Raw genomic sequence first — 13,474 nt, forward strand, 5'->3', positions numbered from 1 at the left:
GGCCTGCCATCGAACGCGCTCGAAGAGGCGCCCGGGCCGCGGATCACCGCGGCTGCGGCACGAGGGGGCGGCTGCTGTTCACGGCCCAGCTCGACGGGCGGACCCGCCAACGGGTGCGCGCAGGCCGACCCGGGCCGCCACGGCTCCCCCCATTCAGCACTCCGGCCACTGAATCCGTTCGCTTTCCTCTATTGGACCGCCGGCCGCAAGCCCAGCCAGGCTGGGACATCTCCCGTACGACCGCCCCGGCCGTACGGACTCCATCGGTTCTGCGCGACAGGCGAAAGAGGTCACGAACCCATGCACACTCGCCGCATCGGTGACGTCGAAGTCAGTGCGATCGGCCTGGGCGCCATGCCCATGTCAATCGAGGGCCGGCCGGACGAGGCACGTTCCCTCGCCACCGTCCACGCCGCCCTGGACGCCGGCGTGACGCTGATCGACACCGCCGACGCCTACCACCGGGACGCCGACGAGGTGGGTCACAACGAGACCCTGATCGCCAAGGCCCTCGCCACCCACGACCGGGGCAAGGACGTCCTGGTCGCCACCAAGGGCGGCCATCTGCGCCCCGGCGACGGCAGTTGGACGCTGGACGGCAGCCCCGCCCACCTCAAGGCGGCCTGCGAGGAGTCGCTGCGCCGGCTCGGCGTCGAGGCGATCGGCCTCTACCAGTTCCACCGTCCCGACCCCCGCGTGCCCTACGAGGAGTCCGTCGGCGCGATCCGCGACCTGCTGGACGAGGGCAAGGTCCGCATGGCGGGCATCTCCAACGCGAACCCGGACCAGATCAGGCTGGCGGGCGACATCCTGGGCGGCCGACTGGTCTCCGTGCAGAACCAGTTCTCGCCCGCCTTCCGTTCCAGCGAGCCGGAGCTGCGTCTGTGCGACGAACTCGGCATCGCGTTCCTGCCCTGGAGCCCGCTCGGCGGTATCTCCCGGGCCGGTGAACTGGGCTCCGCCCACGCCCCGTTCGCCACGATCGCGGCCGCACACGGCGTGGGCCCGCAGCGCGTGTGCCTGGCCTGGATGCTCGCCAAGTCCCCGGTGGTCGTCCCGATCCCCGGCGCCAGCCGCCCGGAGACGATCCGCGACTCCGCCGCCGCCTCGGACCTCGTCCTCACAGCCGAGGAACTCGCGGAGCTGGACGCCGCCTGAGCTCCCTCCGGTGCGGGCCGGGCAGCCCATGCCGGGCCCGCACCGTGAACACCGGCCCTTCTTCCCCCGACGATTCGCGCATGGACTGGCACGGGGAGTCACGCACTCCCTAGGATGTATTCCCTGTCAGGCCAGTCGAGTTGGCGCTCGGCACGAAGCAGGGGGATCGATGCACACCGACAAGCCGCTGTCCACGGAGATCGACGCCAACGTGCCGACGGCCGCGCGCATGTACGACCACTACCTCGGCGGCAAGGACAACTACGCCGCGGACCGCGCCGCCTGCGAGGAACTCGACAAGGTCGTGCCCAGCACGCGCCGGCTCGCGGTGAACAACCGCCGTTTCCTCCAGCGCGTCGTCCGCACGCTCGCCGCGGAGTACGGCATCCGGCAGTTCCTCGACCACGGCTCCGGCCTGCCCACCCAGGACAACGTGCACCAGGTCGCACAGCGCCACGACCCCACCGCCCACGTCGTCTACGTCGACAACGACCCCATGGTGCTGGTGCACGGCCGGGCCCTCCTGGAGCAGGACGAACGCACCTGCGTCATCCACGCCGACATGCGGGACACCGACGCGATCTTCTCGCACCCCGACACCCAGCGCCTGATCGACTTCTCGCAGCCGGTCGCCGTGCTGTTCAACTCGGTCTTCCACTGCATTCCCGACAGCGAGACCGACGGCCCGAAGGCGGTGGTCCGCCGGGTCGCCGAGCGGCTCGCACCGGGCAGCTACCTGGTGATGTGCCAGCTGGTCAGCGAGGATCCCGAGGTGCGTGCGTTCGTCACCGACTTCATGGACAAGGCGACGCAGGGACACTGGGGCCGGGTGCGGCAGGAGAAGGATGTCGCGGAGTTGTTCGAGGGCCTGGAGATCCTCGAACCGGGCCTGGTGGAGGTGTCCACCTGGCGCCCCGACTCCGAGGTGGTGCCCCGTCAGCTCACCCACGAATGGATCGAGTTCGGCGGCGTCGGCCGCCTCCCGTAGGTTCGTCCGGGGCATCCGGCGGCTCAGCCGGCGGGGTAGCGATTCTCCATCGTCTCCCGGAGCAGTTCCAGGGAGGCACGTGGCGTGAGTGCCTCGTCGGCCAGCCGGTCGAGGGCGACGCGGTACTCCTCCGTCTCGTCCCGGTCCTCGAGGAAGTTCGCGCTCCGGATGTGCTCCAGGTAGACGACGTCGGGCAGATCGAGGCCGTCGAAGCGGAGATAGGTGATCGGGATCGCCGGGGCCGACGCATTGGTCACGTCCAACGGCACGATCTGCACGCTGACATGGGGACGCTGGGCCATCTCGACCAGATGCTCGAGCTGCTCGCGCATCACCGCACGGCTGCCGAGCACGCGCAGCAGCACGGACTCGTCGATGATCGCCCACAGTTGCGGAGCGTCCGCCCGGTGCAGCAACTGGGCCCGCCGGGTGCGCAGTTCGACCCGGCGCCGCACCTCGTGCGACGGTGCCACCGGCAGCCCGCGCTCCACGACCGCCTGGGTGTAGTCCGGGGTCTGCAGCAGGCCCGGAACGTACTGGATCTCGAACGTACGGATCGCGGCAGCCGCCTCCTGCAGCCCGACCAGCCGGTCGAACCACTCGGGCATCAGCCGCTTGTCGTAACGCTGCCACCAGCCGGGCTCCCCGGCCCGCCGGAGCAGCTGCAGCAGTACCGACGCCTCGTACTCCTCCGCGCCGTACAGCTTCAACAGTGCGCGGACATCGCCCTCGGTCGGAGGCCTGCGGCCCTTGCCCGACTCGATGCGCGACAGCTTGGCGGGGCTGAATCCCAGGGCGCGCGCCGCCTGTTCCTGGGCCAGCCCGGCATCCTCGCGCAGGCCCGCCAGCTGGACGCCGACCAGCATCTTCAGCAGAGTCGGAGCGGGCTCCGCCCGGTCGAGATAGGGTCGGAGGCGGGACACACGCTGTGGCTCGGCGGACATCCTGGCTCCCTGCAGACCGGCAGAAGTGACTACCACGCTACCGCACTTGGCCGGTCTGCAGCAGGCGGGACGGCTCACATCAGATGGTCGAACTCGCCCTCCTTGGCGCCGGCCAGGAACGCAGCCACCTCGGCTGCGGTGTACACGAGCGCGGGCCCGTCGGGATCACGGGAGTTGCGCATCGCGACGCCCCCGTCTCCCAGGGCGGCGACCTCGACGCAGTTGCCCTCGGCGTTGCTGTGCCGGCTCTTGATCCACCGGGCGTCCAACGAACTCGCCCGCACTCCGTTCGGCATCACTGGCACCGCGACCTCCCTCAGTTCACGTTGCTGACTCCCTACCCGGATTCTCGCGCAATTTCTCGTGCAATTGCACGGAGGTGGGGTCGGTGTGGATAATAGCTACGGCGTCAACCCTCGTGTGGGCGCCCGATCATGACGCCGCATCAGGGAAGAGGCCAGGTCGTCGACCTGCCACCCGTACCGACATGACTGCCGCGGAAAGGCCCGACGCCATGCGCACCGCTTCGACGGGACAGCAGAGCACCGAGCGCACAGACCGCGAAACGCGGCCGACGGGAGCTTCCCGCGCCACGCCCCTGAGAGCGCTGGGCGAGGTGCCGTGGCAGGAGATCCGGGACTCCACCGGCTGTGCGGCCGGCATCCCGCTGCTCCTCAACAAGATCGCCTGGGGCGGCGCCGACACCGCCGCGGCGGCACTCGACGAACTGCGCGACCGTGTCTGCCAGTACGGCTTCGTGGTGGAGCAGGCGACGGCCGCGACGGTCCCCTTCCTGTGGGAACTTGCCCAGCTTCCCCACGTGGCCTGCCGCGCCCGGATCATCGAACTGCTGAAGAACATCGCCGACGCCCGGCAGTGGGAGAACACCGCGACGGCGTATCCCAAGCTGCTCAACCACCGTGAGAACCACGTGGTCTGGGAGCGCGCCGCCCGTCAGGCCGTCCGTGCCCGGCGGGGCGTCGTGCGGCAGCTCCAGGCCGAGCCGGACGCCGAGATCGCCCGCGCGTCCACCGAACTCGCCCGGTCCCTCGGCGATTGAAGTGCTCTTCCGGATGAATCCGGGAGATTCCTGCCTGCCTTGCGGTGGCGGGCTTGACGCCTCGAGTGCGCCTGACGACTGCCCTCCCGGCAGCCGGGATGAGCGCGTGGCCCATCCGGTACAGGTGCAAGAGGTTCCGGCCGCGTTGTGGTCGGCGTTGCCCGACCAGCCGCAGTCTGGACTCTTGCATACGAACGTGGCCTGGTCCTCGCGGCTCCCCGGTGTGATGAAGCCACATGCGGAGCAGCGTCGGGAGGTGTTCGGGGCGGGGACCTTGTGCACAGTGCCGCCGTTGCGGGCAGCCTTGTACGTCAGCATGGCCACGGTGCGGCCCCATGCCTCCTGGCTGATGGCACGGTTGAGGCCGGCCTTCTGGGCGACGTGCTTCCCCGGTTCCTCGATGGTGCCCTTTGCGGACTTGACCATGTTCGGGATGTGGAGTTGTTCCACCACGAGCGTGCCGTAGGTGCGGGCGAGGGCCGTGGTGGTCTGGTGCTGCCAGTCAGTGGCCCGTCGTGTGGCTCTGGCGCGGAGCGTCCTGATCTGGTCGTAGGTGTTCCGCAGCCGGCTGGAGGTGCGTTCCTTCGGTTTGCGGAAGCTCTTGCGGTGCGCGGCCCGCCGTTCCAGGCAAAGAAGCTTGGCCTTCTCCTCGGCGGTCAGCCACTTGTCGCAGTCGGCGGTGCCGTTTTCAGTGCGGGCGGGACGGCCGTGGTCCTGGTGGTTTCCGTCCGACAGGGCCAGGGGCAGGTTCACCCCGGCGTCGATGCCGACCTCGGGCCCCGCGTGCGGCCCCGGCTTGGCTTGGAGGGTCTGCACGCGGAAGGCGATGTGCCAGCCGAGGGCGTCCTTGACCAGCCGTGCCCCGGTGATCCGGTTCTCCTTGTTGGCGCGCTTGCCGACGGGGAGATCTTTGGTCCAGCGGAATCGGACCCGGCCGATCTTAGGAATGTTGACCATGCCCCAGCGGCGGTGCACGCGGGTGATGTTCAGGTCCCGTCCCTGCGGGATGTCCACGGACATCACCGTGCGGACACGGGCCTTGAAGTTCGGCTTGTCCGCTCGGCCGTCCCAGCAGTTCTTCCACGCCTGAAGGTAGGTCTTGAGGACCGCCTGGGCGGCCTGCGCTGGCAGCACCGCCAGCCAGTCGATGTCCTTGCGGGCCTGCCGTATCGCCGCGTCCATACGGGACAGCGACCGCTGGCACCGCGGCGTCATGGTCCACAGATCGTGCAGCAGGTTCCACGTCGCACGGGCGGCGTGGGCCTGGTCGTCCATGAGCCGGACCTGCGCAGGCGTCGGCGCCAGCCGGGCGCGATGCCCGAACTGCCACTTCACCCACCGGAGTTCACTGCTGATGCGATCACTCTATCCTTCGGTTTATGTCACCTCGCTGAAATCCTGTTACCTGTGAGACGGACACTTCTGGTCCGGCTCGTACTTCGCTGCGTCCTGCGGCGAGGCACCGCTGACCGTCGTACGCGAGTACATCGAGAATCAACAGCGTGCCATGTAGTCGGCCCGGCCCCACAGTGCAGATCCACACTTACGCGCAGGTCAGAGCAGCTTTGGAATGCGCTTCACCTCCCTCGTAAACGACTCTGTTGAGGAATGCGGATTTCGGCTCGCGTGGCCGGGTCATGCCGCGAGGGCAAGCCGGGTGAGGTGCGATGCGGGGGTCGGGCCGAGTGGTGTGCTGTTCAGCCAGGCGTCGGTGCGGATGATGTTGAGTACGGTGGCGGACAGGACGTTCGCGAGGTGGGTCTTGGCGTGCCCTCGGTAGGGGGTGCGGCGTAGGCGGGTGCGGCGCACGGCCTGGGAGATGGTGCCCTCCACCCCAGCGCGCACGTCATACCGCTTCTTCCAGGCGTCGGTCTCCTGCTCGACTCGTTGGTGTTCCAAGATCTCTTGCTGCTTCCGAGGCAGGAGGGTCAGGCTGCGGCCGTAGCGGCCGGTCGCTGATGCCCTGGTGCAGTGTTCACGCAGAGGGCATGGACGGCAGTCCGCGGCGGAGAACTGCACCTTGGTGACCGGGGTTCCGCTGGGCTTGACCTGACCTGACCTGACCTGACCTGACCGGACCAGCTGATACTGACCGCGCCCCTGGGCAGTTCACCTTCTTTCGCTCCCAGTCGACGCGGAAGGCACGCTGGGACAGGCCCAGCCCCACCCCTACTACTTGTCCAGACCAAGTGGCGCACCCGGTCACCCGGTGTGGATGACCGTGACGAGGACGGTGACTGGTGCGCGTGAGCCGTGCTGGGCCAGGAAGGCAGATACGGCGGCGCGGACGTCTTCGCGTACCTGCTGGGCGACGTCCAGAACTCGGCGGCTTTCCTGTGTGGCGCAGCGTACTTCCACATGCCAGCCGTCTTCGGCTGTGCGTTCGATACGGACGCCGGCCTCGGCTGGGAGGGTCGCGGCTCCGACCATGGCACGCCACGCGCGGGGAGCCGCGGCGGCCAGGTGGTCGGCGAGGGTCGGCTGTAGTCCGGCCACGCCGGAAACGTCGAGGGCCGCCCGAGCGGCGATCTGGCGGACGTCCCGGTCTGTGGTGGCGGAGGTCATCGCTGTTCGCTCCGTTCGGACGTCTCGCCACGGAGTGTGTCGGCAGGGTCCAACACAGTGTCGATCATCAGATCGACGCCGGTGACCGCCAGGCCCAGCTCGTGGTCTGCGGCATGCAGGACTGCGCGGCGTACCTGGGCGGCCCGGTCGGGCAGTGGCTGGTCGAGTGTGGTGGCCAGGGTCATGGTGACGTGGATGGCGGTGCCGTCTCCCATGGGGACGAGGCGGCAGCTGGCGGCTCGGGCACCGGGGACGCTGTCGGCGGCGCGGCGCAGTACTCTCGCGGCGGCACGCTCAGCGATCCGCAGGTCCTCGGCGGGGTCGTCCAGCGGCAGCATCGCGCCGAGACGGGCCTCTGCCCGTACGGCTTTCATGACCCGGTCGGCGAGGCTGTGACCGTCGGGGCGATCTTTGGCGCGGAGGGCGCGGGTGGCCCGGTCCAGGGCGGCCAGCCCTTCGACGGCCTGTTGGCAGTGTGGGCAGCGGGTCGTATGCGGGTCTGCCATGGCCTCGCTGTCGCGTGCCTGCTCCCAGGCGCGGCTGAGTGAGCGCCCACAGGGCAGCTGCTCGTCGCCCGCCAGCAGCTGCGCTTCGGGCAGCGGCGGAGTGCCGACCAGCCGGGCCTCGGCCGGCGGTTCGCCTCGGACGGGGTGCGGATCGTCTAGCGCCATGGGCCCATCGCCTCCTGCAACGCGCGTCGTGCGCGAAACAGCCTGCCGCGCACCGTCTGTTCACTGGTCCCGGTCACATGTGCGATCTCCTCGTAGTGCAGGCCGTGCAGTTCCCGTAGGACCCAGCAGACCCGCTGATCGGGGTTGAGTGCGCGAAGTGCTTGGGACAGGGCGGCTGTGACCGCGTCCGCCTCGGCAGCGGCCTGCGGTGTGGCGGAGGCGTCGCGAGCGACGGGCTCGGGAATCTTTTCCAAGGGGACGGCACGGGGGCGGCGCAGGATGTTGAGACAGCGATTGGTAACGATGCGGTACATCCAGGTGCCGAACGAAGCCCCGTGGCGGAACTCCGGCAGCCGCCGCCAGGCGCTGAGAAAGGCGTCCTGGACGACGTCCTCTGCATCGGCCCGGTTGCCGAGAAGGTGACAGGCGAGTGCGAGCAGTGGACTGCTGTGACGACGGACCAAGACGGCGAACGCGTCATCATCCCCTTCGGAAGCCCGTACCGCGAGCACCCGGTCAGGGACCGCTGACGGGACAGGAGCGGGCGGCCCGCAGCCAGCGGAGGCGGGGGGCCGGTCTGCTTGCCTTCCACTGCGGGTCTCTTGCCAGGGGCCGTTGCCCTGACATCCGCGCACACCCATACATTCTATCTATGTGGCGCACATCGTATGAAAGGTGTGAGGAACGCGGTTTCCGATGTGTCTAATCCTTCGACGGGCACCACCCCGGTGCGCGTATGGACGCCTTCGGGAGGTCCTCATGTCCGAGACCCTCAGCCGCCCCGTGACAAGTGAGAGTCAGCCCAGCACCGCAGGCAAGGCACTGCGGGACCGCAGCGGCGTCGGCACCGCGCCCGAGACGCGGGGGCGCACAACCATCGCCGACAGCGTGGTGGAGAAGATCGCAGGAATGGCCGCTCGCGAGGTACCGGGCATTCACAGCCTCGGCGCCGGGATGGCCCGCACCTTCGGAGCCGTCCGCGACCGGGTCCCCGGCGGACACCCCAGTGTGACCCGCGGCGTGAGCGTCGAGGTGGGCGAACGCCAGGCGGCCGTGGACCTCGACGTGGTCGTCGAGTACGGCGTGTCCATCGTGGACGTCGCCGGCGACGTCCGCACCAACGTCATCACGGCCGTCGAACGTATGACAGGCCTGGAAGTCGTGGAGGTGAACATCGCCGTCGACGACGTCCACCTGCCCGACGAGGAAGAGCGGGAGGAAGCCGAGGCCCGCGTGAAGTGAACGCGGCAGCCTGCCGCCCAGGACTCGCGGCGGGCGGGGAACGCGGATCGACAGGGGATTCGGGTGAGTGAGATGACCAGAGCGACGGTCGGGTTGCTGGCAGGTCTGGCCCTGGGCTTCGCCGCCTACTTTGGCGGCTTCTGGGCCTTCCTGCTTGTGGCCGCCCTGGGAGCGGTCGGTTTCGTCATCGGCCGCATCCTGGACGGTGACCTGGAGATGTCCGACTTTGTTCGAACCCGGCAACGGCGATGACCACACGCCCTGCATCGCCCCAGCCCAGCGGGCCGACGGACGCAACCCCGCCCCGTGTTCCGGCTGCCGAGCGCGGCGCGACCGTGATCCCCGACAAGGTGGTCGCCCGTATCACGGCCCGCGCCGCACGCGAGGCGCTGGCCGGTCAGACGGGTACGAGCCTCGCCCACCTGGGGCTCACTCCGCCCCGTTCCACGGTCGCGGTCAGCGGCGGAACGGCCCGGCTGAGCCTGTTCCTGGATCTGCCCTACCCGACCGACATCGCGGGTGCCTCGCGCCAGGTGCAGCACTACGTCGGCCAGCGGGTGGCCCGGCTGACCGGCATGCGCGTCACCGAGGTCACCCTGACCATCCAGCACCTGGTTCCCTCCGGCGGCCTGGAGCACAGACGAGTGCGATGAACGGGTCGGCCCCGCCGGAAAGGAGGGCCCGACATGACACAGGACAGGGAGTCCTCCGCCGAGCCGGAGCCGCTCGTCAGAACCGATGAGGTCACATCCGTGACGGCGGGATTGCTGGCCCATCAAGGGCCAGACGCCGCGCGGCCCCAGTCAAGCAGCGTGGCCGACGGCACACGTGCATCGCGCCGTCTGTGGTCTACGCGCCGGATACCCACGGCGCTGACGGCCCTCGTCATCGTGGCCGGCGCCGGGATCTTGCTGTTCGACGTCGCCAGAGTGCGCACCGGCCACAGGGCCGCCGCCTGGCGCACCCGCCTGGCCCACGAACTGGCCACCCGGCCCCTGGACGACGTCTGGATGCTCACCGGCGCGGCTCTGACCGCAGCCCTCGGCCTGTGGCTGATCATCCTGGCGCTCACCCCGGGACTTCGCCACCAACTGCCACTCAACACGCCTGCCGGCCCGAACCCGGTGCGCGCCGTGCTGGACCGCGACGCAGCCGCCCTCCTGCTGCGAGACGCCGCCATGCGCGTCCCCGGAGTCAGCCGAGCCAGGATCCGGGTACGCCGACACCGCATCAAGGCCCGCGCGGACATACGCTTCCGCGACCCCGGCGACGTCGAGACCGATCTCACCGCCGCTCTGCACGAGCAACGCGACCGGCTCCCGCTGGTTCACCCGCCCCGGATCACCGTCCGCGTACGGCAACGCCGCAGCTGACCCGCCAGAGGACGCTGGAAACGGGTCGGAAGGAGGCAGGAGAACCATGATGAGGCAGTCCACGGTCAACCGGGTCCTGCTGGCTCTGGCCGGCCTCGTCCTGCTCGGCGGAGGCCTGCTGGTCCTCGTCGGCGGCTTCGACCTCTACCGGCGCTGGCACCTGTCGCCACCCGACGGCTGGCCCCTGGCCACCCCGCACGCCGTTCTGCTCAGCGCCGAAGACCGTACTCGTTGGACCGACGAGGCCTGGTGGTGGCCGGTGGTGATCGCCACCCTGGTCGTCATCGTCCTGCTCGCCCTGTGGTGGCTGTCGGCACAACTGCGCCGAACCCGCCCAGGCCGCATGCCCATCGGGGGAACAGCCCCTGCGGACGGTGTGGAACTGCACGACCACGCCCTCAGCGACGCCATCGCCACCGAGGCTCGCCGACTGCCCGGAGTCCAGCGCGCGAAGGTACGGATGGTCGGCCGCGTCCGCCGCCCCCAGGCACGCATCACCCTCACGCTCACCCCCGACAGCGAGCCCGGGCCTGTCCTGTGGGCCCTGTGCCACGGCCCTCTGGAACGCGCTCGCCAGTCCACCGGCTGGACCCAGCTTCCCGCCCAGGCGCGATTGCGCATTGCCACACACAAACCCCAGCGCGCCGAGTAGCAGCCCTGACTGGCGAATCGGGCCAGGTCCCCTTTTGTCGTCAACCGATCTCCAGGGGACTGAACGCTGCCGGGGAACTACTAGGTGGCTCGGCGGAGGCGATTGGCGACGGCGTGGCCAACGGCGAGGTACACGAGGGCGGGTAGGCCGTAGTTGAGCAGTACCCGGAGCCATTCGGTGTCCATGGTGAAGAGGTCATGAGACCAGCCGGCCAGCGAGCGGCGTCCTCCACAAAGCTCACCAAGTCGTTCGACCGATTGGCATCGAGTAGAAACATCAGGATCCACAGACCGAGGATCGCGGCGGTGATGTGAGCTGTGCCTGGGATCTGCGACGCGCGACCGTCCGTTCCGAGAGCTGGCAGGCTTCTCGCCTGTGGTGACCCCCGCCCGTCACTGAGCGGTCAGGTGAGAGCGGAGCCTGGCCAGGATCCGGCCGAGCAGGCGGGAGACGTGCGTCTGGGTGATTCCGAATTCGGTACCGATCTGGTGCTGGGTCATCTCACGGCCGAACCGCATGGCGAGAATCTGACAGTCACGCTCCGGCAGCCTTGCGATCACTGGTTGCAGGGCGGTCAGCTCTTCGACCAGTTCGAGGTCGTGCTCCTCGAAGCCGAGGCGGTCGGCCAGTTCGTCATCGGGCTCGGTTCCGTCGAGGGGAACGTTCAGCGAGGCGGTGTTGTAGCTGTTGGCGGCCTCCAGCCCCTCCAGCAGCTCTTCGGCATCCAGGTCCAGGTGTGCGGCCAGTTCGGCGACGGTTGGCGGACGGCCGAGGTCCTGTTCCAGGGCCACAGTCGCGGCCCGCAGAGTAAGCGCAGCTCACGCAGTCGGCGCGGGACTCGCACGGCCCAGGTGGTGTCACGGAAGAACCGCTTGATCTCTCCCACGATGGTCGGCATTGCGAAGGTCGGGAACTCGACGCCGCGCGAGGGATCGAACCGGTTGATCGCCTTGATCAGACCGATGCTGCCGGCCTGGATGGCATCCTCGACCGACTCGGCCCGCGAGTTGAAGCGACGGGCCGCGAAGTACACCAGGGTCAGATTGAGTTCGACCAGTGTGTTGCGGACATGGGAGTGGCGAAGTACAACTCGTCGCTCGGGGAGACGACGCTGCGGTTGAAGAACGGCACGCTGATCCGGGGGTTCGGGGCGGAGACGCCGGACAACCTGCGTGGCTGGGCGTTCGGCAAGGCGTGGTGCGACGAGTACGCGGCCTGGTCGCGGCACACCGCGCAAGAGGTCTACGACATGTTGTGGTTCTGCCTGCGCGAGGCGGACACTCCGCAGGTCGTCATCTCCACGACGCCGAAGCCGCTCCCGCACGTCAAGCGGCTCGTCGAGCGCGGCCGGTTGCAGGAGCAGGCCCACAGGGAGGGCGGGGCGTCACCTCGGGTGGTACTGACTCGCGGGCACATGCGGGAGAACGACGCGAACCTGTCGGCGGCGGCCCGCGAGGAGCTGGAGGAGGAGTACGCCGGCACCCGGCTGGGGCGGCAGGAGCTGTCCGGTGAGCTACTCGAGGACGTGGAGGGCGCGCTGTGGAAGGGCTGGATGCTGGAGGTCGAGGGCTTCCGGCCCCGGCCCGACCATCTGCCGGACCTCCAGGGCGTGGTGGTGTCCGTGGACCCGGCGACCAAGAGCCACGAGAACGCGAACATGACGGCGTTCACGGTGGCGGGGCGCGGGTTCCCGGTGGAGACGATGTTCGGGGATGACCGGCCTCGCGGGTATCTGCTGCACTGCGAGCAGGACCGGTACACGCCGACACAGGCGATGAAGCGCGCCGCCACGCTGTACCACGAGCACCGCGCGGACTGCGTGACCATCGAGGCGAACAACGGCGGCGACTACCTGCCCGCGCTCCTGGAGCAGGTGGACCCAACGGTGAACTGGCGGATCGTTCACGCCACGCGCGGGAAGCGTGCGCGGGCGGCCCCGGCGGCGCAGCTGTAGGAGCAGGCCAGGGTGTCGCATGTCGGTCCAGCTCGGCGGTTCGCGGAGCTGGAGGAGCAGATGACCACGTTCGTCGGCCAGGGCGAGACGGAGGACTCGCCAGACCTGCTGGACTCGGCCGTGTGGGCGCTTTGGGACCTATTCCTCGACCCGACCATGCCGCCGCCGCGCGGCGGCGATGACCAGCGGCTGAGCGGTCGGCGCTGACGGAGGGCGGCATCGGGTCTGGGACGGGCGGTTTTCGGTCGCTGTCGTTGCGTGTTGGGGCAAGCGTGGCGTGTGTGCACGTCGTGGTGGCGACACTGCGCCGTCGTATCAACGGCCCAGCGAGGACGTTCGCGCGGGCTTACGGCAGCCTGGTCCGCTGGCGGTCGGTGTTCACCTCAGGCCGGGCATCCTGGTCAGGCTGAGGTCTTCGGCTGTGACTCGCCGCTTTGGGCGCGCAGTTGCTCGTTGATGCGTTGGGCTTCCTCGAGTTGGTCTTCGAGGATGATGATGCGGCAGGCGGCCTCGATGGCGGTGCCCTGGTCGACGAGTTCGCGGGCGCGGGCGGCGATGCGTAGCTGGTACCGGGAGTAGCGGCGGTGGCCGCCTTCGGAGCGCAGGGGGGTGATCAGGTGGTGTTCGCCGAGGGTGCGGAGGAAGGCGGGGGTGGTGCCGAGCATCTCGGCGGCCCGGCCCATGGTGTAGGCGGGGTAGTCGTCGTCGTCGAGGTTGTCGGCGGGACGGGTACTGCGAGGGGGCATAGACCTCTTCTTTCGGGGGACGCGTCGGGGGGCCCCGGGGGCGGGAAGGGCCCCGGCGCCCCCGCTTTAAAAACCAAAAACCCGCAAAAAGGGCCGGCGGGTGTGTTGCGCAGGTGCAGCC

Annotated in this window: 17 protein-coding genes and 4 pseudogenes; 11 read left to right on the forward strand and 10 right to left on the reverse strand. The window is 69.3% G+C overall.

Features of this window, described 5'->3' with window-relative positions; translation table 11 throughout:
* Nucleotides 1–300 precede the first annotated feature (300 nt).
* Both ACFVJQ_RS13800 and ACFVJQ_RS13805 read left to right on the forward strand, forming a co-directional pair.
* Nucleotides 301–1,158, forward strand: a complete 858-nt coding sequence (locus ACFVJQ_RS13800) for an aldo/keto reductase (protein WP_385783585.1) — start codon at nucleotides 301–303, stop codon at nucleotides 1,156–1,158.
* 169 nt (nucleotides 1,159–1,327) lie between these two features.
* Nucleotides 1,328–2,146, forward strand: coding sequence for an SAM-dependent methyltransferase (locus ACFVJQ_RS13805; RefSeq protein WP_385513945.1), 819 nt, complete (start codon nucleotides 1,328–1,330; stop codon nucleotides 2,144–2,146).
* Between the two features lie 23 nt (nucleotides 2,147–2,169).
* Here ACFVJQ_RS13805 and ACFVJQ_RS13810 read toward each other — a convergent pair whose 3' ends face one another.
* The gene (locus ACFVJQ_RS13810) at nucleotides 2,170–3,090 is read right to left on the reverse strand and encodes a helix-turn-helix domain-containing protein (RefSeq protein ID WP_385783588.1); all 921 of its coding nucleotides are present in this window, start codon (nucleotides 3,088–3,090) and stop codon (nucleotides 2,170–2,172) included.
* A gap of 74 nt (nucleotides 3,091–3,164) precedes the next feature.
* Nucleotides 3,165–3,386, reverse strand: a complete 222-nt coding sequence (locus ACFVJQ_RS13815) for a DUF397 domain-containing protein (RefSeq protein WP_129803141.1) — start codon at nucleotides 3,384–3,386, stop codon at nucleotides 3,165–3,167.
* Nucleotides 3,387–3,604: 218 nt separating this feature from the next.
* On the opposite strand from ACFVJQ_RS13815, the gene ACFVJQ_RS13820 reads away from it, so the two are divergent.
* Nucleotides 3,605–4,150: a hypothetical protein gene (locus ACFVJQ_RS13820; RefSeq protein WP_385514029.1), complete on the forward strand. Its 546-nt coding sequence runs from the start codon at nucleotides 3,605–3,607 to the stop codon at nucleotides 4,148–4,150.
* Between the two features lie 37 nt (nucleotides 4,151–4,187).
* On the opposite strand, the pseudogene ACFVJQ_RS13825 reads toward ACFVJQ_RS13820, so the two are convergent.
* A pseudogene (locus ACFVJQ_RS13825) lies at nucleotides 4,188–5,425 on the reverse strand (RNA-guided endonuclease InsQ/TnpB family protein); the annotation flags it as partial.
* Nucleotides 5,426–5,576: 151 nt separating this feature from the next.
* Here ACFVJQ_RS13825 and ACFVJQ_RS13830 point away from each other — a divergent pair.
* A pseudogene (locus ACFVJQ_RS13830) lies at nucleotides 5,577–5,663 on the forward strand (transposase); the annotation flags it as partial.
* A 122-nt stretch (nucleotides 5,664–5,785) separates the two neighbouring features.
* Here the strand turns inward: ACFVJQ_RS13830 and ACFVJQ_RS13835 are convergent.
* The 4 genes from ACFVJQ_RS13835 to ACFVJQ_RS13850 form a co-directional block, all read right to left on the reverse strand.
* On the reverse strand, nucleotides 5,786–6,169 hold the full coding sequence (locus ACFVJQ_RS13835; protein WP_385783591.1) for a transposase: 384 nt from the start codon (nucleotides 6,167–6,169) through the stop codon (nucleotides 5,786–5,788).
* A 183-nt stretch (nucleotides 6,170–6,352) separates the two neighbouring features.
* Nucleotides 6,353–6,715 (reverse strand): Asp23/Gls24 family envelope stress response protein, encoded by a 363-nt coding sequence (locus tag ACFVJQ_RS13840; RefSeq protein ID WP_385267825.1) that lies wholly within the window; start codon nucleotides 6,713–6,715, stop codon nucleotides 6,353–6,355.
* A complete protein-coding gene (locus tag ACFVJQ_RS13845) occupies nucleotides 6,712–7,386 on the reverse strand; it encodes a hypothetical protein (RefSeq protein ID WP_385513943.1) in 675 nt (224 codons plus the stop codon). The genes ACFVJQ_RS13840 and ACFVJQ_RS13845 overlap by 4 nt, the downstream gene beginning before the upstream one ends.
* Complete coding sequence (locus ACFVJQ_RS13850) at nucleotides 7,377–7,898, reverse strand: RNA polymerase sigma factor (RefSeq protein WP_385513942.1); 522 nt, start codon at nucleotides 7,896–7,898, stop codon at nucleotides 7,377–7,379. Before ACFVJQ_RS13850 ends, ACFVJQ_RS13845 begins: the two co-directional genes overlap by 10 nt.
* 247 nt (nucleotides 7,899–8,145) lie before the next feature.
* Between ACFVJQ_RS13850 and ACFVJQ_RS13855 the strand changes: the two genes are divergently transcribed.
* The 5 genes from ACFVJQ_RS13855 (at nucleotide 8,146) to amaP (ending at nucleotide 10,653) form a co-directional block, all read left to right on the forward strand.
* The gene (locus ACFVJQ_RS13855) at nucleotides 8,146–8,628 is read left to right on the forward strand and encodes an Asp23/Gls24 family envelope stress response protein (protein ID WP_385513941.1); all 483 of its coding nucleotides are present in this window, start codon (nucleotides 8,146–8,148) and stop codon (nucleotides 8,626–8,628) included.
* Between the two features lie 72 nt (nucleotides 8,629–8,700).
* Nucleotides 8,701–8,880 (forward strand): DUF2273 domain-containing protein, encoded by a 180-nt coding sequence (locus ACFVJQ_RS13860; protein ID WP_385267833.1) that lies wholly within the window; start codon nucleotides 8,701–8,703, stop codon nucleotides 8,878–8,880.
* Nucleotides 8,877–9,281 carry an Asp23/Gls24 family envelope stress response protein gene (locus ACFVJQ_RS13865; protein WP_385513940.1) on the forward strand — a complete coding sequence of 135 codons (405 nt, stop codon included), beginning with the start codon at nucleotides 8,877–8,879 and terminating at the stop codon, nucleotides 9,279–9,281. The genes ACFVJQ_RS13860 and ACFVJQ_RS13865 overlap by 4 nt, the downstream gene beginning before the upstream one ends.
* Before the next feature lie 33 nt (nucleotides 9,282–9,314).
* Nucleotides 9,315–10,001, forward strand: a complete 687-nt coding sequence (locus ACFVJQ_RS13870) for a DUF6286 domain-containing protein (protein ID WP_385513939.1) — start codon at nucleotides 9,315–9,317, stop codon at nucleotides 9,999–10,001.
* A gap of 46 nt (nucleotides 10,002–10,047) precedes the next feature.
* Nucleotides 10,048–10,653, forward strand: a complete 606-nt coding sequence (gene amaP / locus ACFVJQ_RS13875; protein WP_385783597.1) for an alkaline shock response membrane anchor protein AmaP — start codon at nucleotides 10,048–10,050, stop codon at nucleotides 10,651–10,653.
* Between the two features lie 80 nt (nucleotides 10,654–10,733).
* Here the strand turns inward: amaP and ACFVJQ_RS13880 are convergent.
* Both ACFVJQ_RS13880 and ACFVJQ_RS13885 read right to left on the reverse strand, forming a co-directional pair.
* Nucleotides 10,734–10,930: pseudogene (locus ACFVJQ_RS13880) on the reverse strand (hypothetical protein).
* 115 nt (nucleotides 10,931–11,045) lie between these two features.
* A pseudogene (locus ACFVJQ_RS13885) lies at nucleotides 11,046–11,890 on the reverse strand (SigB/SigF/SigG family RNA polymerase sigma factor).
* On the opposite strand from ACFVJQ_RS13885, the gene ACFVJQ_RS13890 reads away from it, so the two are divergent.
* Together ACFVJQ_RS13890 and ACFVJQ_RS13895 are read left to right on the forward strand one after the other, a co-directional pair.
* Nucleotides 11,771–12,607: a terminase large subunit domain-containing protein gene (locus ACFVJQ_RS13890; protein WP_385783600.1), complete on the forward strand. Its 837-nt coding sequence runs from the start codon at nucleotides 11,771–11,773 to the stop codon at nucleotides 12,605–12,607. The pseudogene ACFVJQ_RS13885 and the gene ACFVJQ_RS13890 overlap by 120 nt on opposite strands.
* Before the next feature lie 60 nt (nucleotides 12,608–12,667).
* The gene (locus ACFVJQ_RS13895; RefSeq protein ID WP_385513936.1) at nucleotides 12,668–12,814 is read left to right on the forward strand and encodes a hypothetical protein; all 147 of its coding nucleotides are present in this window, start codon (nucleotides 12,668–12,670) and stop codon (nucleotides 12,812–12,814) included.
* Nucleotides 12,815–13,008: 194 nt separating this feature from the next.
* Here the strand turns inward: ACFVJQ_RS13895 and ACFVJQ_RS13900 are convergent, their stop codons facing one another.
* Complete coding sequence (locus tag ACFVJQ_RS13900; protein ID WP_385513935.1) at nucleotides 13,009–13,353, reverse strand: MerR family transcriptional regulator; 345 nt, start codon at nucleotides 13,351–13,353, stop codon at nucleotides 13,009–13,011.
* Between the last annotated feature and the right edge of the window lie 121 nt (nucleotides 13,354–13,474).

The sequence above is a fragment of the Streptomyces sp. NPDC127197 genome, assembly GCF_042672405.1.
Classification (GTDB): Bacteria; Actinomycetota; Actinomycetes; order Streptomycetales; family Streptomycetaceae; genus Streptomyces; species Streptomyces flavusporus.